Consider the following 17,732-nt stretch of genomic DNA (forward strand, 5'->3'; position numbering starts at 1 on the left):
CCCAGGACATTGATCCCTTATGGCCGGAGTGTCCGGCTGACCATTGCGCTCGCGTCTTTTTGCGTTATTTCAATACTTCGCCATTCGCCAGTAAGGGAGCGCTCAACAGATCAAAATCTTTGGGCGCCAGATATTGCAGGACTGGTTTTTCCTCGTTGCCCAGCACAAGGTCGAGGCCATGCTGCGGATACAGCAAATGAATGGCTTTGGTCTTGCTTTCGCGTATGCGCTGGGCAGGATTGCCGAAGCGTTTGATGATAATGGCCTCATCCAGTTTTACATTGGGCAGATAGGTCAATCCGGTTATTGGCACGCTGCGTACGCGCGCCAGATCGTCCGCAGTCAGGGTGATGCGTTTGCCGCTCGGGGTGCTGTTCATGCGCAGACCTCGTTCGAACATTCCCTGCAGTTCGTTGGGGGGCAGGTTTATATTCATCACGATCTTTGCCTTCAAGCCGTTGAAATTCACTTCCTCCGTGAAAGCCTCCACGCTCATTTTTCCTTCGGCAGACTTGAACAGGCTGATCTCGATCTCTGCCTCGTGCTTGAAAATCCGCGCAGCCTCGTCCAGTGATGTCTGGCCAAGGGTGATGCCGAAGACGCGCGTGGTATCGGGTGTCGGATGAGTGATATTCCACGGCAGCGTGTCCGGGGTGTATGTGGCTTCGTCCGGAAGCATCAGCAGGACGGACAGTGACACGACGACGAGGGCGATGACTCCCAGGATGATTTTCTTGTCCATGCGTTATTCGTTTTCTTTTTCGGGTGGGTAATAGGCGATGGCGCTGGCAGGAACCTTGCCGTTTTCAGACTGCTGGTTGGCATCGAACTCAATAACGATCAGGCCGAGCACGGCCACCATGAATGGCAACAGACCCAGACCGCCGGTCAGCGCCCAGGTTGCGACGGCCTTCATCCCCATGGCCTTGCCGCCATAATAGAGGATGAGAGTCAGGGCCCCCAACGCAAGGAACAGCATCATGAATAGCCTGGTGCGCTTGGCCGCAAACTGCCAGTGGCAGCGTACAAACCAGGACGGTTCCGCAGTGAGCGATTGCTTTGCCTTGACCAGGATGTATCCCATCAGGAAAACAGACAGGGCTATGTTCGCGTACAGTAATAGACTGGTCTGGTAGATCAGCGTCAACGCCATCAGGAAAAGGAAGATGTGATTTACGACCAGATTGAACAGCAGAACCGAATGCAAATGGCGTGCGCGTTTTTTTTCCTGGTCAGTGGGTCGAATTTCCATGATTTTGGGGCCTCCTCCTGAATATAATAATTTTGCGAAAATCCGTACGATAGCGGCATGCAGTCAAGCGGGTGTGATTATGCCATGAGGAGGCGCTTCGGTTGGAGGTTGATGGCGGTGATTGGGTTATAATCATCGCCCTTTTTTGGATATTTAGGCCGGAATGCCCCGCGACTGGCGCGACATGCGTCCACAAGGTGTGCATCTGGCAGAGGAAGTCTATGAATAGTGCAGTAAACCAGCTGGTCGTCGATCTCGAGTTGATTCGCAGGCTGGACAAGAACGGCCCGCGCTACACTTCCTATCCGACAGCTGATCGCTTTGCGGCAGACTTCAACGCCGGAAGGTACAGGCATTGGGTAGGCAGGCGCCGCGAGTCCGGTGGCGGTCCGTTATCCCTGTACATCCACATCCCTTTCTGCAACACGCTGTGCTTCTACTGCGCGTGCAACAAGGTCATCACCAAAGACAAGAGCAAGGCGGCCGAATATGTGCGCTATCTCATCAAGGAGATGGACATGCAGGCCGATCTGCTGGGTCCGGGCCAGACGGTGGAGCAACTGCATTTCGGCGGCGGGACGCCAACCTTCCTGAGCGATGACGAGATTCGCGAGGTGATGGCAGCCATACGGCGCAATTTCAAGCTGGTCGATGACGGCGAGTACTCTATCGAGATCGATCCGCGCAAGGTGACGGATGACACCATCGCCCTGCTCGGCGAAACCGGTTTCAATCGTATCAGCATCGGCGTGCAGGATTTCGACGACGAGGTGCAGCGCGCGGTGAACCGCATCCAGAGCGAGGAAGAGACGCTGCGCATCATCAAGGCGGCTCGTGCAAATGGCTTCAAATCGGTCAGCATCGACCTGATCTATGGCCTGCCGAAGCAGACGCTGGAGGGTTTCGGACGCACGCTGGATCGGGTGATCGCGGCCGATCCGGATCGCCTGTCCATCTACAACTATGCCCACATGCCGACCATCTTCAAGCCGCAGCGGCGCATCCACGAAGAAGACCTGCCAGCGCCGCAGACCAAGCTGGACATCCTCAGCATGGCGGTCAACAAACTGACCGGGGCAGGCTATGTGTATATCGGCATGGATCATTTCGCCAAGCCGGAAGATGAGCTCGCGGTGGCACAACGCCAGAGGCGTCTGCATCGTAACTTTCAAGGGTACTCCACCCACTCTGATTGCGACCTGGTCGCGCTGGGCGTCAGTGCCATCGGCAAAATCGGGCCGACCTACAGCCAGAACTACCGCGAGCTGGAGGATTATTACGACGCGCTGGATCGCGATGCGTTGCCCATCATGCGCGGTATGGAACTGAACGACGACGATCGGGTGCGCCGCGAGATCATCCAGGCCCTGATGTGCCATTTCGAGCTCGACAAACAGGCATTCGACCGCGAGTTCAACATCGACTTCGACCGGTATTTCGCCACCGAGCAGGATGAATTGAACGAGTACCAGCGTGAAGGCCTGCTGGAGCTCTCGCCACAGCGCATCGTTGTCACCCCCAAGGGGCGCATGCTGATACGCAACATCTGTATGGTGTTCGACAAGTACCTGCGGACGCGCACCGAGCATGCACGCTATTCCAAGGTGATCTAGCCGGGTCTGCGATACTCTTCGATATTATTTTTCCGTCTTTAAAAATTACGGGGCGCACATGAACAGAATCGTCAAATATGGATTGTTGGGTGTCGTTGGCGTCGTCGGTGTGGCGGTGGCGGGAGCGGCTTATGTGGCCGCGACCTTCAATCCGAACGACTACAAGGCCAAGATCATTCAGGCGGTAAAGGACAGCAAGCAGCGCGATCTGCGGCTGGACGGAGATATCGCACTGTCGTTTTTCCCCAGTATCGGCGCCGATCTCGGCAAGGTGTCGTTATCCGAGTTCAGGAGCGACAAACAGTTTGCCTCGATCGATTCGGCACATGTCTCGCTGGCGCTGATCCCGCTATTTTCCAGGCAGGTGGTGGTGGACGCGGTATCGGTAAGTGGCCTGCAGGCCACGCTGGTCAAACGCACGGATGGCAGCACCAACATCGACGACCTGCTCGGCAAGGATGAGAAACAATCCGAAGCTGGGCAGCAGCAAGTGGAGTTCGACATCGCTGCAGTCTCCATCGAAAAGACCGCGCTCACTTATCTGGACGAGAGTACGGGGGCGCAATATTCCGTCAAGGATCTGAACCTGCATACCGGGCGTATCGCCAATGGCGTGCCGGGCAGGATCGAGTTGTCTGCCGCCGTGCAGGCCAATCAACCCAAGCTGGATATCGCTGCGCAACTGAAGACTGAGCTGACCTTCGATCTCGACAAGCAACAGTACCGGCTGGGCGGGCTCGATTTGCAGTTGAATGGCTCGGCGCTGGATATCACCGGCCTGAAGCTGCAGGCCGGCGGTGATATCAGCGCGAACCTGTCCACGCAGGAATTCGGTGCGCAGAAATTTGCGCTGAAGGCGACCGGCAGCAAGGGCAAGGACGATTTTGAGGCTACCCTGGACGCGCCGGTGCTAAGTCTTACCAAGGACAAATTCTCGGGCGACAAGCTGACACTGAATGCGAAGCTGGGCGGCATCGTCGCGGCCCTCACGGTGCCGGATATGCAAGGCAATGCCAAGGCATTCCAGATCAGCGCGCTCACGCTCGACCTCGACGTGAAACAGCCCGAGCAGGCGTTCAAGGTGAAGCTGGCCTCGCCGCTGTCGGGCGATTTCGAGGCGCAACGATTCAACCTGGACAAGCTGGTACTGTCGGTGAATGCGACCGGCGACAAGTTGCCGAACAAGTCGGTGAACAGCGAGATGAAGGGTAGCGTACAGATCGATGCGAAGAAGCAGAGCGTGCAGGCGAACCTCGCTGGCGGGTTGTTGCAGAGCCAGATCAAGGCCAGGGTCGGCGTGAGCGGTTTTGCCGACCCGGCGATCGATTTCGACGTGGATGTCGACCAGTTCGATGCGGACCTGTATATGCCGAAATCCTCTGCCGGAGCGCAACCGGCTGAAGCCAAGGAGCAGCCGATCGACCTGTCCGGCCTGCGCAAGCTCAACCTGAACGGCAGTTTGCGCATCGGCGCACTGAAAGTCGCAAACGTGAAATCCAGCAACGTGCGGCTCGATATGAAGGCGCGCAACGGCCAGGTCAATATCGCGCCGCTGTCGGCCAACCTGTATCAGGGCAGTGTCAAGGGCAGTATCAGTGTCGATGCGCAGGCCACGCCGTCCATTTCCATCAACCAGACGCTGAGCGGCATCAATGTAGCCGCGCTGACCAGGGATGCGGCGGATTTCGATACGCTGGAAGGCAAGGGTAACATCGGGATGAACCTCGCCATGCGCGGTGATACGGTCAGTGCGATGAAGAAGGCACTCAATGGCACGATGTCGCTGAGTCTTGCCGATGGCGCAATCAAGGGCATCAACATCGCCCAGAAACTGCGCGATGCACAGGGCATGCTGGGCAAGGGCAGCGCACAGACCCAGTCTGCCAATCAGAGTGAGAAGACCGATTTCAGCGAACTAAAGGCCACCTTCAAGGTAAACAATGGCGTGGCGCACAACGACGACCTTTCGCTCAAATCGCCATTGTTGCGTCTGACCGGAAACGGCGACATCGACATCGGCAACGACAGCATGAACTATCTTGCCAAGGCCACGCTGGCAAAGACGCTGGAAGGGCAGGGCGGCAAGGATGCAGTCGGCGGAATCACCGTTCCGGTGCGAGCCAGCGGGCCGTTCAGCGACCTGAAATACACCCTGGATTTCGGTGCGATGGTCGGCGAGATCGCCAAGCAGAAGGTCGAGGCCAAGAAGGAGGAGATCAAGACCAAGGTTCAGGAGCAATTGAAGGACAGCCTCAAGGGCCTGTTCCGTTAGTGGATCGTTTCGCGGCGCGTCTCATTCGCTGGCAACGCCGGCATGGTCGCCACGACCTGCCTTGGCAGGGGCAGGATGCCTACCGGGTGTGGCTGTCCGAGATTATGCTGCAGCAGACGCAGGTCGCCACCGTCATTCCGTATTACCGGCGTTTCATCACCTCATTTCCTGACATCTCTTTGCTGGCCGCAGCCAGCGAAGAGCAGGTGCTTGCACACTGGAGCGGCCTCGGGTACTACGCGCGCGGACGCAACCTGCACAAGGCTGGGCAGTTCATCGTCGCGCAACATGGCGGCAAATTCCCATGCAAATTTGAAGATATCCTCAAGCTGCCCGGCATCGGTCGTTCCACCGCCGCAGCGATCTGCGCACTGGCGTATCACGAACGGCATGCGATCCTGGACGGTAACGTCAAGCGTGTGCTGGCGCGCTACTGCGGCATCGCCGGGTGGCCTGGTGACAGGCGGGTGGAAGCGCTCTTGTGGCAACAGGCCGAAACCTTGCTGCCCCGTAGCGGAGTCGCCACTTACACACAGGCGCTGATGGATGTCGGCGCGACCGTCTGTACGCGCAGCAAGCCGAAATGCGGCGAGTGCCCGGTACAGGCCGGCTGTGTCGCATTCAACACCGGTCGTACCAATGAGTTGCCCACGCCGCGCCCGAAGAAGTCTGTGCCTGAGCGGCAGGCCACGTTTTTATTGCTGATGCACGGCAATGACATCCTGCTGGAGAAGCGCCCCGGCAACGGTATCTGGGGTGGGTTATGGTGTCCGCCGCAGTTCGACGATGAGATAGCGGCCAGGGACTGGTTCCTGCGAAACGGAATGAGTGCGAGCGAAGGAGAGGAACTGGTGGTCTTCACCCACACCTTTACGCACTTCAAGCTGCACATCACGCCACTGCTGATCCGACTGCCGTGCAAACCTTTGTATGCCATACAACCTGGCAGTTTGTGGCTGGATATGGAGGAAGCGTTGCGGGCGGCGATACCGACGCCGGTAAGAAGCATGCTGAAGAAAATCAAATCATGCGGGGCTTATAAATACAGCGCATTGCACCGGATGAAAGTCAAGCGCTGCGCGGGTTAATCGTCCCCCCATGGTTTTATCAACTTTTGTGCAATGTCCAGATGATCGAGGATGCGCGCCACCACAAAATCCACGATGTCCTGCACGCTCTGCGGATGATGGTAGAACCCCGGATTCGGCGACATGATGATGGCGCCGGCGTGCGAGAGCTTGAGCATGTTCTCCAGATGGATGGTTGAGAAAGGCATTTCTCTGGGGGCTATGATCAACGTGCGTCTTTCCTTCAGCATTACATCGGCGGCGCGGCAGATCAGGTCGTCGCTGATGCCCCCGGCGATCTTGCCGAGCGTGCCCATGGTGCAGGGACACACCACCATCGCGTCGCCGGGATTGGAGCCGGAAGCCATCGGGGCATACCAGTCCTGGATGCCGAACACCTTGAGTTCGCCGCTGAATGTGCCGATGCGGTCTGCGAGCATCTGCTCCGCGTCCTGCGGGCGGCTGGGCAGGGTGAAATCCAGTTCCTGCTTGGCGACCATCTGCGCTGCCTGAGAATAGACAAGGTGCACCTGATGGCCGCCTTGCAGCAGGCATTCGAGCAGGCGCATGCCGTAGGGCAGGCCGGAAGCGCCAGTGAAGGCGAGGGTGATGGTTTTCATACGAGCTATTTTCCACGAAAAATACGAAACGGGGTAGGCGGGCATTTCGCAGTGAGGCGAAAGCTCGCAAAAACACGAAAACCATTCGTGGCGGCCTGGTGTTTTGTTTTCGTGAGTTTCGTGTTTTTCGCGGACTAACGGTTTTTGTTGCCGTCCATGAATCTTGCCGCGACCAACCCGTTCACTGTGCCAAACACCAGCGCTGCGGCGGCAAAGACAGGAACCAGGTAGGCGATCCCGCTGTGTGGAATGAGCCACAGGTAAACCACCAGCATCTGTCCGGAGATGTGTGCGAAGGCGGCGAGGATGCTGTGAGTGACCGGGCCGAACCAGCGTTGCGGCAGGTGTTGCGCAAAGGCGAGCACCAGCAGACTGAGCAGCGCACCGAACAGGCTGAGGAAAAAACCGGGTGCGAGGAAGTTGCCGAACAGCAGGCTGCCCGCAACTACGCGCAGCAGAGTCACCCATGCTGCGATATGCCAGCCGAAACGCGCCAGTACGATCAATGTGACAATGTTGGCCAGCCCGGGTTTTACGCCGGGCAGCGGCGACGGGAAGGCGCTCTCGAGTACGGTCAGCCCGAGAGCGACCGCCGCCATCCGCGCGATATGATGATCTTCTGAGGTCGTATCGAGTTTAATAATTGAGGCTGTCATATTTTTTTTCGCCTCCCGCCAGCTCTACACTCACTTCGTTGGGCAGGCAGATGGCGACTTCACCGGCATGTTGCAGCCATCCCTGGCGCACGCAATATTGGCGCGGACTGGGATCCAAGCTGATGCGTGCCCTGCGTTGTTCGATGGTGATGACGCTGGTGCCGAGCCGGCCCGGCACCTCGATCTGCTGGTCACGCGACAGCGGCACTTCGCGAAATATCTTTCCGCTGCTGCGGATGATGGCCTTGCTGGCGGGTTCGCTGTTCCATAAATTGAGTGTGACCAGTGCCACACACAGGCAACCCAGCGCCAGCGTCAGCCAGTCACCTGGCCTGATGTAACGCAACGCGACGGTTTGCATGGGGTCAGGTGAGCCCGCGATGGCGTACCAGCACTTGCTGTTGCCCTTCAAAGTGGCGCGCGAGCTTTTCTGCGAGATACACCGAGCGGTGTTGCCCGCCGGTGCATCCGATGGCGACGGTCAGGTAGCTGCGGTTGTCGGCGATGTAGCTGGGCAGCCAGCTTTCGACGAAGGAACGGATGTCCTGGTACATTTTCTGCGCGTCGGGTGCATGCTGCAGGAATTCGATCACCGCGGGATCGCGCCCGGTGAGTGGGCGCAACGCCGGGTCATAGTGTGGATTGGGCAGGCAGCGCACGTCGAACACCATGTCGGCATCGAGCGGGATGCCGTTCTTGAACCCGAACGACTGGAACAGCAGGGTGAGGCGTGCACGGTCGAGCCGGATGAATGCCTTGACCCAGGCGCGCAGCGCATTGGCGCCCAGTTCGCTGGTGTCGATGCGATGGCCGATGCCGCTGATTTCGGCCAGCAACTCGCGTTCGCGCGCCACGCATTCGGTCAGGGTGCGCTCCCCGTCGTTCAGCGGGTGCAGGCGGCGCGTTTCGGAGAAACGTTTCACCAGGGTGTCGGTCTGCGCATCCAGGAATAGCAGGTGTACGTCCTGTCTTTGCTGTTTTAGCTGTGCGATATGCTGCGGCAGTTGTTGCACGCTGCCGCCGCTGCGCACATCGATGCTCACCGCAATCTGAGTATTCCCGGATTGTTGCAGGTTGTCGATCAAGGCTGGGAGCAGGTCGGCAGGCAGGTTATCCACGCAATAGAAACCGGCATCCTCCAGCGTCTTCAACGCGACGCTTTTGCCGGAGCCGGACAGGCCGCTGATCAGGAACAGCTGCATCGGACCGCCCTTATTCCTCGTGCAGCATCTGGTTATGCCGCGCGATGAATTCCTGCATGGTGTTGATGCCGCGCTGGTGCAGCACGAAATTGCGCGCTGCGGCCTCGACCAGGACGGCGAGATTGCGTCCCGCCACAACGGGGATGTTGACGGTGCTGATGCTGACGCCCAGGATTTCCTGGTGCGTGGCGTTGATTGGCAGACGGTCGATCCTGGACAGGTCGTCATCCGGTGGGCGGTGCAGGTTTACGATAAGTTTGAGGCTTTTTTTGCGCCGCACGGCTGTTTCGCCGAACATCGTGCGGATGTTCAACACACCCAGCCCGCGCACTTCGAGGAAATCGCGCAACAGTTCCGGGCAGCGTCCTTCCAGCGTGTCCGGAGCGATATGGTGCAATTCGACGATATCGTCGGCGACCAGTCCGCTGCCGCGTGTGATGAGTTCGAGCCCCAGTTCGCTTTTGCCGACCGCGCTCTCGCCGGTGATCATCACGCCGACGCCCAGCACATCAAGGAACACGCCGTGGCGCGAGGTCGATTCCGCCAGTTCCTTGGCGAGATAGTGGCGGATCAGCCACATCAGGTAGACGCTGGGTTTTGGAGAAGAGAACAGCGGGATGTTGGTGCGATCGGCGAAGGCTATCAGTTCAGACGGTATGTCGCTCGTGCCGGCCACGATCAGGCAGGTCGTGCCGCTCCGTTCGATCTGATCGAATGCAATGTTGCGTTGTCCCTCGCTCAGGTTGTTCAGATAGTTCAGCTCGGTCTCGCTGAGTACCTGCACCCAGTTCGGGTGGATCAGATTGAGATGGCCGACCACCCCCTTGTTGGAGGCATTCACCTTGTCGCTGTCGATGATGTGGCCGACGCCGTCGGTCCCGGCCACGCGGCTGAGTTCAAGACGCGCCTGTTTGTCTTCGAACAGTTGCCGGATATTGATCTGGCTCATTTGAAAACCTCTATAAACCTACTGCGCGATTCGATCGCAGCGTTGTGCGGCGCTCGCTCCTCGCCTACCCATTCGGTATGTCTCGTTCGCTGTGCTCCGTGCGCCTTGCTCTCGAACCGCTCGCTACGATTTATAGCGGTTTTCATGCCGAGCTGTTCCAGTCGTAGATCAATTGATGGATGCTCGCGGCATCGGTACAGGCGTTCAGGCGATTGCGGAACGACTGGTCGCTGAACATCTGAGCCAGTTCGCCGAGGATCTGCAGATGCAGGTCGGTGGCGCGTTCCGGTACCAGCAGCACGCAGATCATGCTCACCGGCTGTCCGTCAGGCGCATCGAAAGGAATCGGATTCGCGGTCTTGACGAAGGCGGCGGTGGCGTCGCGAAGTTTTGCGATGCGGCCATGCGGGATGGCCACGCCTTGCCCCAGTCCGGTCGAGCCGAGTTTTTCGCGGGCGAACAGGCTGTCGAATACCTGGCTGCGCGCAATTTGCTGGTTGTTCTCGAATAACAGGCCGACGCGTTCGAAAATACGCTTCTTGCTGGTGGATTCGGTGTCCAGCAGGATGTTGTCTGGCGAAAGAATTTTGCTGATCAGGTTCATGGCGAACTCGAATGGTAAACGGGCGGCATCGCTGCCGCCCCTGGTTGGTTATTCCCCTGCGGCATGTTTGCCGGAATCGTCGTGGCGTCGTGCCGACAGCTTTTCCTTGTGCTTGATCACCTGGCGATCCAGGCGATCGACGAGCGCATCGATCGCAGCATACAGGTTCTCGTCCTCGCATTCCACGAAAACGTCCTTGCCGCTGATATGGATGGTGGCTTCGGCTTTCTGTTTCAGCTTCTGCACCGAAAGGATGATGTTTACGTCAATCACGTTGTCGAAATGCCGCTTGATCTTGCCGAACTTCCCGGTTGCATAGTCGCGGATCGCGGGAGTGATTTCCAGATGGCGTCCGGTTAGATGGAGGTTCATGGTGTGCTCCTTATAGTTAGAGTGATTTACGTAGATTCACCGGGAGTATATGCAATGCATCCCGGTACTTTGCTATGGTACGCCGGGCGACAACGATGCCCTGCCGTGCCAAGATTTCCGACATGCGGCTGTCGGTAAGCGGTTTGCGCGAGTCTTCCGCACTGACCAGTTGCCTGATCAGTTCGCGTATTGCAGTGGAGGAGCAGGTGCCGCCGCTTTCCGTGGCCAGGCCGCTGCCAAAGAAATGTTTGAATTCGTAGATGCCGCGCGGGGTCAGCATGAATTTCTGCACCGTGCTGCGCGAGACGGTTGATTCGTGCAATTCCAGCGCCTCGGCGATCTCGCGCAATACCAGCGGGCGCATGCCGATCTCGCCGTGCTCAAGAAAGTTGCCCTGACGCTCGACGATGGCCTGGGCGACGCGCAGGATGGTTTCGAAACGCTGTTGCAGGTTTTTGATCAGCCATTTCGCTTCCTGCAATTGTGTGGCGAGTTGCGTGGCATTCTTCTCGTCGCGCTGCTTCAGGATGTTGGCATAGATCTGGTTGACGCGCAGCCTGGGCATCGCATCGACGTTGAGCCGCGCGCGCCATTTGCCGCCGTGTTTCTCCACGATCACGTCGGGCACAACATAATCGGCGACGCTTTGGTCGAACCCGGCGCCGGGTTTCGGATTCAGGCCGGTGATCAGGCTCTGGGCGGCGCGCAGATTGTCATCCGAGCAGCGCAACAGCCTTTTGATTCTGGCAAAGTCGTGTGCTGCCACTAGGTCGAGGTGGTGGGTGACCAGCCGGATCGCAAGGTCACGTTGCGGCACGTCCTCGGGCATCGCCTTGAGTTGCAACGCCAGACATTCGCTCAGGTTGCGAGCACCCAGACCGGGCAGGTCGAGATGTTGCAGTTGTACCAGCGCGGTTTCCAGGTCGTCCAGTGTGATGTCCAGTTCTTCGGGCAGCATCCCGGCCAGTTCGGCCAGGTCTTGCGCCAGATAACCGTTCTGGTCCAGCGCGTCGATCAGCATGCCGACCACCTTGCGGTCATTCGCATCCAGCGTGCTGGTAGTCAGTTGGTCGTGCAGGTGTTCGCGTAGTGTGGCATGGCCGGCAGCCTGTTCCGGATAGGAATCGTCCTCGTCGTCGATGCTGCGCGCCATGCCGCCGCCGATCATCCAGTCGGCAGGTTCATTGCCGAAATCGTCCTCGCCGCGGTCGCTGTCGCGCGATGGCGCGGGCTCGGTCTCGCCCAAGCTGCCCCGAGGTTCGCCGGAGAAAGGCTGGGGAGCAGATTCCTCGGCCAGTTCCAGCATCGGGTTCTCGTCAAGCATGCGCGCGACTTCCTGATGCATGTCCTGCGTGGAGAGCTGGAGTAGCCGGATGGCCTGCTGCAACTGAGGTGTAAGCGTCAGTTGCTGGGACATCCGAAGTTGAAGAGATGCTTTCATTATTCAGTGTCGTGTCCGGGGTATGCCCCCTTCCGGGATACCTTCTCGTCATAGCTTGAAGTGTTCACCCAGATATACTTTCCTCACGCCTTCATTATAGATGATTTCATCCGGCTTGCCCTCGGCCATGACGGCACCGGCATTGATGATATAGGCGCGATCGCAGATGCCCAGCGTTTCGCGTACGTTGTGGTCGGTGATCAGCACGCCGATATTGCGCTCCTTGAGGAAACGGATGATCCTCTGGATGTCCAGCACGGCGATGGGGTCGACGCCGGCGAACGGTTCGTCGAGCAGGATGAAGCGCGGGTCGGTCGCCAGTGCGCGGGCGATCTCCACGCGCCGCCGCTCGCCGCCGGACAGGCTGATGGCCGGATTGTCGCGGATATGCGTGATGTGGAGGTCCTCCAGCAGCGCCTCCAACCGATTCTGCAAGTCGTCTTCCGGCAAGCCCTGCAATTCGAGTATCGCCTGGATGTTCTGCGCGACGGTCATGCGCCGGAAGATCGAGGCTTCCTGTGGCAGGTAACCCAGCCCCAGGCGCGCACGGCGGTGGATGGGCATATGGGTGATGTTGCGGTCGTCGATGAATATCTCACCGCCGTTCGTCGCGATCAGCCCCACGATCATGTAGAAAGAGGTGGTCTTGCCCGCGCCGTTCGGGCCCAGCAGCCCGACCACTTCGCCGCTGCGCAGCGATAGCGAGACGTCATGCACGACGGTGCGTGAAGCGTATTTTTTCATCAGGCCTACGGCGCGCAATTCACTCATTCTTGCTCCGCTGGTGTCAGTGTGTCGCTCGGGGCGATGGGTAACGGGTCTTGCGGTTGCGCTTCGCCCGGTTTGGGTTTGGAATGCAACACCGCGCGAACCCGTTTCGGCGGCTTGCCCACATCGGTCGTGCTGCCGCCATGCACCTGGAATATCTCGGTCTTCTGGCTGTAGGTGATATGTTCGCCGCGCACCTCGTCGAGGCTGCGTGTGACATGTGCGCGCACGTGGAAATCCACCGTTTCGGCGCGCGTGTCGTATTCGATGCGTTCGCCGTAGCCGTCGATGTATTCGTCCAACCCCTCGCGCTTCTGCCGGAAACTGGCGGGACGTCCATAGGCCGTGCCATGCTTGAAGCCTTCGCTGTCCTGCACCACGACGATCTTGTCGCCGCGTATCAGCATCGTGCCCTGGGTGAATTGCACGTTGCCGATGAAGGTGCTGACCTGTTGCGCATCGTCTATCAGCACCTGGTCGGCTTCCAGATGGATAGGCTTGTCGCGGTCGGCACGCTCGGCATGGCCTGCCGGCGCGAGCAGCAGCAGACAGGCTGCCAGCCACAGGTTATTTGCGCGTCGGGACATGTTCGCTCCTGACTTGTGAAAGCAGCTTCAGGGTGCGTGCCTTGTTGTCCATTTCCAGCCCAGTCGCGTGCACGGTGTTATGCGGATCAACGATGGTCACGGGGTGGTCGGTGTCGGCCCAGTCGCGATCCGGGACGACATGGAGGTATCGGGTATGCAGCGCGAGCTCTTCCCGTTCCGCGCTGGCCTCGCGCAGGACCTCGACTTCCTCATGCAGGAATATCTCGTCACCCCGGCTGGAAACGACCCCGCGCCTGGCGATGACGTGCACTGCCGGTCGGTCGGCGGACAGCGAAGTGAGGCGGGGTATTTCCAGCGTGGTGCTGTCATCGTCCGGATAATGCTGCAACTTTTTTGCGGCCATGATGAAACGCGGCGAACCTTGTTCGTCCAGTTGGAGCGCGGAAAAGTTCTCCATGATCGAATCGGGGTCGTGGCGTGTGCTGCCATCCGGTTTGTAGGGTATCGGCTGCACCTGCTGGTTCAGCCAGTAGGTCGCTCCCAACAGGCCGAGTAGCGGCAACAGCGGCAGCCAGTGACGGACGCGAGATGCAAAGGTCATTTCAGGTAAGGGGCCAGTTGTGCGTCCAGCGTGCCTTGCGCCGACATGATCAGTTCGCAGGCTTCGCGCACTGCGCCGTGTCCGCCGCTGCGCCGCGTGACGTAATCGGAATGTTCGCGCACCAGTTGCGGGGATTCCGGCACGCTGATCGCCAGGCCGACGTGCCGCATCACGCACAGATCCACCACATCGTCGCCCATGTAGGCGGTGGCATCGCGCGACAATTTCAGCCTGGCAAGCAGGTCGACCATCGCGTCGAGCTTGCGTTCCACACCCTGGTAGACATGTGCAATGCCGAGATTCTGTGCGCGCATCTCGACGCAACGCGACGTGCGGCCGGTGATGATGGCGATCTCGACGCCGCTGGCCTTGAGCATCTTCAGACCATGCCCGTCCAGCGAGTTGAAGCGCTTGAACTCCTCGCCGGAATCGGACAGGAACAGCCCGCCGTCGGTCATTACGCCGTCCACGTCGAAGGCGATCAGGCGAATCAGTTTAGCGCGGCTCAGTAACATGTCTTTCTCCTTGTTATATGACTTTCGCATGCAGCAGGTCGTGCATGTTCAATGCCCCGACCAGCCTGTGTTGTCCGTCCACCACCAGTATCTGGTTGATGTTGTGTTGCTCCATTACCTGCACCGCCTCGGCTGCAAGGGCGTCCGGGCCTATACAGCGCGGGTTTGCGGACATCACGTCGCGTACCGGCGTGATGTTGAAATCCAGTTGCTTTTCCAGAGTGCGGCGCAGATCGCCATCGGTGTAGATGCCCAGCACGTGCTGCGCTTCGTCGATGATCGCGGTCATGCCCACGCCTTTTCTGGAGATCTCCAGGATCGCATCGCTCAGCATCGCGTCTTCGCGCACCATCGGCAGGCGTTCGCCGCTGCGCATGATATCGCGCACGTGGGTGAGCAGGCGCCGTCCGAGGCTGCCGCCCGGATGGGAGCGTGCGAAATCCTCCGCGCCGAAACCCTTTGCGTCCAGCAACGCGACAGCCAGCGCATCGCCCAGTGCCAGCGCGGCTGTGGTGCTGGCCGTGGGCGCCAGCCCCATCGGGCAGGCTTCCTTGTCCACCGCCGCGTTGAGGTGCACATCTGCCGACCGGGCCAGGCTGGAGGATGGGTTGCCGGTCATGCTGATGAGCTTCGCGCCCTGACGCTTGATGACCGGAACGATGGTCATCAGTTCCTGGCTTTCGCCGGAATAGGACAGCGCGATGATGACATCCTCGCTGGTGATCATGCCCAGGTCTCCGTGGCTGGCCTCACCGGGATGCACGAAGTAGGCGGGCGTGCCGGTGCTGGACATGGTCGCGGCGATCTTGCGCGCGATATGGCCGGATTTGCCCATGCCGCTGACGATGACGCGCCCGTGGCAATGCAGGATCACCTCCAGCGCGTACAGGAAACTGTCGTCGAGGCGCGTGGCGAGCGCCCTGACAGCATCGGCTTCGATATTCAATACTTCGCGCCCAAGATCAAGTGCGCGCGGTGTGGCGGAAAGGGGTCGGTTCATGCGGCGCATTATACCTAGTGGGGAGTTGGTAGTGGGGAGTTGGTAGTGGGGAGTTGGTAGTGGGGAGTTGGTAGTGGGGAGTTGGTAGTGGGGAGTTGGTAGTGGGGAGTTGGTAGTGGGGAGTAGTTTCCCCATTCCCCGCTGAGGCATGCAGTGCCGTTCCACTCCCCACTAACAAATTTTGCAAAGCATGCATGAGTACGGCATTATCGTGCCGGTAACCTGCATATGTCGTCGATTGATGGAAAACTCGCTTTCTCTGGTATTGATCCTGCTCGCCACTGCGGTAAACGTGGTGGTGCTGTGCCGCATCCTGCATTTGCCGGTGATGCTGGGCTATCTTGCGGTCGGCATTCTGATCGGTCCGCACGCGATGGCGTGGATACCGGATGCGCCGGGGACACGGCACCTGGCCGAATTCGGCGTGGTGTTCCTGATGTTCAGCATCGGCCTGGAATTCAGCCTGACGCGCTTGCGCGCGATGAAACGCACGGTATTCGGTTTGGGTGGCGCGCAGGTGGTCATGACCATGCTGGCGGTCATGGCGGTCGCCGCACTGTTCGGCCTGGACTGGCGCGCCGGTCTGGCTCTGGGTGGCGTTCTGGCGATGTCTTCCACGGCCATCGTCAGCAAGATGCTGGTCGAGCGTGCCGAGCTGAATCTGCCTTACGGCCAGCAGATGATGGGTGTGCTGCTGTTCCAGGATCTGGCCGTGGTGCCGTTGCTGATCATCATCCCGGCGCTGGCTTCCAACCCGGACGATCTTGCCGCCACGCTTGCCTATGCCACGCTCAATGCCGCCGGTGTATTGCTGGTGCTGCTGGTATTCGGTCAGCACATCATGCGCTCGTGGTTCCACATCGTGGCGCGGCAGAAATCCTCCGAGCTGTTCATGCTCAACGTGCTGCTGATCACGCTGGGTCTGGCCTACTTCACCGAATTGGCCGGGCTGTCGCTGGCACTGGGCGCGTTCGTCGCGGGCATGCTGATCTCGGAAACCGAATACCGTTATCAGGTGGAAGAAGATATCAAGCCGTTCCGGGACGTGCTGCTTGGCCTGTTCTTCGTCACCATCGGCATGAAACTCGATGTGGGCGGCGTGGCGGGCGATTTCGGCTGGATACTGCTGGCGCTGTTTGCGCTGATCGCTGCCAAGGCATTGATCGTGGCCTTGCTGGCGCGCGCTTTCGAAGGTGATTGGGGCGTCGCGTTGCGAAGTGCGATCGGTCTGGCGCAAGCCGGTGAATTCGGCTTCGTGTTGTTGACGCTGACCGATAACGCGCACCTGCTGAATGAAGATGTCATGCAGATCACGCTTGCCGCGATGTTGCTGTCGATGCTGGCGGCGCCGTTCCTGATCCAGTACGGCGAAGCCATTGCGCGTCGCTTTTCCGCTGCCGAGTGGACCAATCGCGCCATGCAGATGCACCAGATCGCCATCCAGACCATGGGGCGCAACGGTCATATCATCATCTGCGGCTATGGGCGCAGCGGCAACACGCTGGCGCATTTCCTGGAGGAAGAGAAACTGGATTTCATTGCGCTGGATCTGGATTCGAGTCATGTGCGCGAAGCGGCCGCCGCGAAGAAAAGTGTGGTGTATGGCGATGCCGCCAAGCGCGAAGTGCTGATGGCCGCCGGGTTGATGCGCGCCAGGGCGCTGGTGATCTCTTACAAGGACAAGCATTCCGCGCTGGCGATCCTGCGCCATGTCAAGGAGCTGCGCCCCGACCTGCCGGTGGTGGTGCGCACCAACGACGACAGCCATATCGAGGCATTGAAGGAGGCGGGCGCGGCAGAGGTGGTGGCGGAAGTCACCGAAGGCAGCGTGATGCTCGCTTCGCAGGCCATGCTGATGGCGGGCGTGCCGCTCAATCGCGTGATCCGTCGCGTGCAGGAAACGCGTGCGCGCCGCTATGCGGCGTTCAGCAGTTATTTCCGCACTGCACAGAACGAGATCGGCGAGGCCAGCGAAAACCTGCAATCGCGCTTCCTCAGCGTGCTGCTCAGGGAAGATTCCGATGCGGCAGGCAAGCGATTGCGCGAGGTCGGCCTGGAAATGTTGAATGTCGAGGTGAACGCCGTGCGGCGGCGCAACCTGCGCGGAGCCCAGCCGAGCGAAGAGATGCTGCTGCAGGCGGGCGACGTGCTGGTATTGCTCGGTCTGCCGGAGGCGTTGCAGCAGGCGGAGGTCTGGTTGCACAAAGGGCGATAAAAAAGCCCGCCGAAGCGGGCTTGGTCACGCCGGGTGT

Annotated in this window: 19 protein-coding genes; 4 read left to right on the plus strand and 15 right to left on the minus strand. The window is 59.5% G+C overall.

Features of this window, described 5'->3' with window-relative positions:
• Window positions 1-64: 64 nt before the first annotated feature.
• On the minus strand, window positions 65-742 hold the full coding sequence (locus IPM27_09720; protein ID MBK9161820.1) for a hypothetical protein: 678 nt from the start codon (window positions 740-742) through the stop codon (window positions 65-67).
• A gap of 3 nt (window positions 743-745) precedes the next feature.
• Window positions 746-1,252 carry a hypothetical protein gene (locus IPM27_09725; protein ID MBK9161821.1) on the minus strand — a complete coding sequence of 169 codons (507 nt, stop codon included), beginning with the start codon at window positions 1,250-1,252 and terminating at the stop codon, window positions 746-748.
• A 221-nt stretch (window positions 1,253-1,473) separates the two neighbouring features.
• Here IPM27_09725 and hemN point away from each other — a divergent pair, with 221 nt between their 5' ends.
• The 3 genes from hemN to mutY are packed head-to-tail and all read left to right on the plus strand — an operon-like array spanning window position 1,474 to window position 6,225.
• Window positions 1,474-2,865 carry an oxygen-independent coproporphyrinogen III oxidase gene (hemN, locus tag IPM27_09730; protein MBK9161822.1) on the plus strand — a complete coding sequence of 464 codons (1,392 nt, stop codon included), beginning with the start codon at window positions 1,474-1,476 and terminating at the stop codon, window positions 2,863-2,865.
• A gap of 58 nt (window positions 2,866-2,923) precedes the next feature.
• On the plus strand, window positions 2,924-5,137 hold the full coding sequence (locus IPM27_09735) for an AsmA family protein (protein MBK9161823.1): 2,214 nt from the start codon (window positions 2,924-2,926) through the stop codon (window positions 5,135-5,137).
• Window positions 5,137-6,225 (plus strand): A/G-specific adenine glycosylase, encoded by a 1,089-nt coding sequence (gene mutY, locus IPM27_09740; GenBank protein ID MBK9161824.1) that lies wholly within the window; start codon window positions 5,137-5,139, stop codon window positions 6,223-6,225. The genes IPM27_09735 and mutY overlap by 1 nt, the downstream gene beginning before the upstream one ends.
• Here the strand turns inward: mutY and IPM27_09745 are convergent.
• The 13 genes from IPM27_09745 to IPM27_09805 form a co-directional block, all read right to left on the minus strand.
• The gene (locus IPM27_09745) at window positions 6,222-6,833 is read right to left on the minus strand and encodes a UbiX family flavin prenyltransferase (protein ID MBK9161825.1); all 612 of its coding nucleotides are present in this window, start codon (window positions 6,831-6,833) and stop codon (window positions 6,222-6,224) included. The genes mutY and IPM27_09745 overlap by 4 nt on opposite strands.
• Window positions 6,834-6,958: 125 nt before the next feature.
• On the minus strand, window positions 6,959-7,480 hold the full coding sequence (locus IPM27_09750) for a Gx transporter family protein (protein ID MBK9161826.1): 522 nt from the start codon (window positions 7,478-7,480) through the stop codon (window positions 6,959-6,961).
• Window positions 7,461-7,841 (minus strand): NusG domain II-containing protein, encoded by a 381-nt coding sequence (locus IPM27_09755; protein MBK9161827.1) that lies wholly within the window; start codon window positions 7,839-7,841, stop codon window positions 7,461-7,463. The genes IPM27_09750 and IPM27_09755 overlap by 20 nt, the downstream gene beginning before the upstream one ends.
• A gap of 4 nt (window positions 7,842-7,845) precedes the next feature.
• Window positions 7,846-8,682 (minus strand): RNase adapter RapZ, encoded by an 837-nt coding sequence (gene rapZ, locus IPM27_09760; protein MBK9161828.1) that lies wholly within the window; start codon window positions 8,680-8,682, stop codon window positions 7,846-7,848.
• Window positions 8,683-8,692: 10 nt separating this feature from the next.
• A complete protein-coding gene (locus tag IPM27_09765) occupies window positions 8,693-9,631 on the minus strand; it encodes an HPr kinase/phosphorylase (GenBank protein MBK9161829.1) in 939 nt (312 codons plus the stop codon).
• Window positions 9,632-9,773: 142 nt separating this feature from the next.
• Window positions 9,774-10,235, minus strand: coding sequence for a PTS sugar transporter subunit IIA (locus IPM27_09770; protein ID MBK9161830.1), 462 nt, complete (start codon window positions 10,233-10,235; stop codon window positions 9,774-9,776).
• Window positions 10,236-10,283: 48 nt separating this feature from the next.
• Window positions 10,284-10,607: a ribosome-associated translation inhibitor RaiA gene (gene raiA, locus IPM27_09775; GenBank protein ID MBK9161831.1), complete on the minus strand. Its 324-nt coding sequence runs from the start codon at window positions 10,605-10,607 to the stop codon at window positions 10,284-10,286.
• A 16-nt stretch (window positions 10,608-10,623) separates the two neighbouring features.
• Complete coding sequence (locus IPM27_09780) at window positions 10,624-12,048, minus strand: RNA polymerase factor sigma-54 (protein MBK9161832.1); 1,425 nt, start codon at window positions 12,046-12,048, stop codon at window positions 10,624-10,626.
• 48 nt (window positions 12,049-12,096) lie between these two features.
• Window positions 12,097-12,819, minus strand: coding sequence for an LPS export ABC transporter ATP-binding protein (gene lptB / locus IPM27_09785; protein MBK9161833.1), 723 nt, complete (start codon window positions 12,817-12,819; stop codon window positions 12,097-12,099).
• Window positions 12,816-13,403: a lipopolysaccharide transport periplasmic protein LptA gene (lptA, locus tag IPM27_09790; GenBank protein MBK9161834.1), complete on the minus strand. Its 588-nt coding sequence runs from the start codon at window positions 13,401-13,403 to the stop codon at window positions 12,816-12,818. Before lptA ends, lptB begins: the two co-directional genes overlap by 4 nt.
• A complete protein-coding gene (gene lptC, locus IPM27_09795) occupies window positions 13,384-13,965 on the minus strand; it encodes an LPS export ABC transporter periplasmic protein LptC (protein MBK9161835.1) in 582 nt (193 codons plus the stop codon). The genes lptA and lptC overlap by 20 nt, the downstream gene beginning before the upstream one ends.
• A complete protein-coding gene (locus IPM27_09800) occupies window positions 13,962-14,480 on the minus strand; it encodes an HAD hydrolase family protein (protein ID MBK9161836.1) in 519 nt (172 codons plus the stop codon). Before IPM27_09800 ends, lptC begins: the two co-directional genes overlap by 4 nt.
• 13 nt (window positions 14,481-14,493) lie before the next feature.
• Window positions 14,494-15,480, minus strand: coding sequence for a KpsF/GutQ family sugar-phosphate isomerase (locus IPM27_09805; GenBank protein ID MBK9161837.1), 987 nt, complete (start codon window positions 15,478-15,480; stop codon window positions 14,494-14,496).
• Window positions 15,481-15,721: 241 nt separating this feature from the next.
• Here IPM27_09805 and IPM27_09810 point away from each other — a divergent pair, with 241 nt between their 5' ends.
• Entirely contained in the window at window positions 15,722-17,695 is a 1,974-nt protein-coding gene (locus IPM27_09810) for a cation:proton antiporter (GenBank protein ID MBK9161838.1), read from the plus strand.
• The last annotated feature ends 37 nt before the right edge of the window (window positions 17,696-17,732 follow it).

The sequence above is a fragment of the Nitrosomonadales bacterium genome, from assembly GCA_016716325.1.
Classification (GTDB): domain Bacteria; phylum Pseudomonadota; class Gammaproteobacteria; order Burkholderiales; family Gallionellaceae; genus Gallionella.

Bases quoted from the DNA above. Each gene is read 5' to 3' on its own strand.
- IPM27_09770 (MBK9161830.1), bottom strand. From the start codon at position 10,235: ATGAACCTGATCAGCAAAATTCTTTCGCCAGACAACATCCTGCTGGAC.
- IPM27_09755 (MBK9161827.1), bottom strand. From the start codon at position 7,841: ATGCAAACCGTCGCGTTGCGTTACATCAGGCCAGGTGACTGGCTGACG.
- hemN (MBK9161822.1), top strand. From the start codon at position 1,474: ATGAATAGTGCAGTAAACCAGCTGGTCGTCGATCTCGAGTTGATTCGC.
- lptB (MBK9161833.1), bottom strand. From the start codon at position 12,819: ATGAGTGAATTGCGCGCCGTAGGCCTGATGAAAAAATACGCTTCACGC.
- lptA (MBK9161834.1), bottom strand. From the start codon at position 13,403: ATGTCCCGACGCGCAAATAACCTGTGGCTGGCAGCCTGTCTGCTGCTG.
- IPM27_09810 (MBK9161838.1), top strand. From the start codon at position 15,722: ATGGAAAACTCGCTTTCTCTGGTATTGATCCTGCTCGCCACTGCGGTA.
- raiA (MBK9161831.1), bottom strand. From the start codon at position 10,607: ATGAACCTCCATCTAACCGGACGCCATCTGGAAATCACTCCCGCGATC.
- IPM27_09750 (MBK9161826.1), bottom strand. From the start codon at position 7,480: ATGACAGCCTCAATTATTAAACTCGATACGACCTCAGAAGATCATCAT.
- IPM27_09725 (MBK9161821.1), bottom strand. From the start codon at position 1,252: ATGGAAATTCGACCCACTGACCAGGAAAAAAAACGCGCACGCCATTTG.
- IPM27_09765 (MBK9161829.1), bottom strand. From the start codon at position 9,631: ATGAGCCAGATCAATATCCGGCAACTGTTCGAAGACAAACAGGCGCGT.
- rapZ (MBK9161828.1), bottom strand. From the start codon at position 8,682: ATGCAGCTGTTCCTGATCAGCGGCCTGTCCGGCTCCGGCAAAAGCGTC.
- IPM27_09735 (MBK9161823.1), top strand. From the start codon at position 2,924: ATGAACAGAATCGTCAAATATGGATTGTTGGGTGTCGTTGGCGTCGTC.
- IPM27_09805 (MBK9161837.1), bottom strand. From the start codon at position 15,480: ATGAACCGACCCCTTTCCGCCACACCGCGCGCACTTGATCTTGGGCGC.
- IPM27_09720 (MBK9161820.1), bottom strand. From the start codon at position 742: ATGGACAAGAAAATCATCCTGGGAGTCATCGCCCTCGTCGTCGTGTCA.
- IPM27_09780 (MBK9161832.1), bottom strand. From the start codon at position 12,048: ATGAAAGCATCTCTTCAACTTCGGATGTCCCAGCAACTGACGCTTACA.
- IPM27_09800 (MBK9161836.1), bottom strand. From the start codon at position 14,480: ATGTTACTGAGCCGCGCTAAACTGATTCGCCTGATCGCCTTCGACGTG.
- lptC (MBK9161835.1), bottom strand. From the start codon at position 13,965: ATGACCTTTGCATCTCGCGTCCGTCACTGGCTGCCGCTGTTGCCGCTA.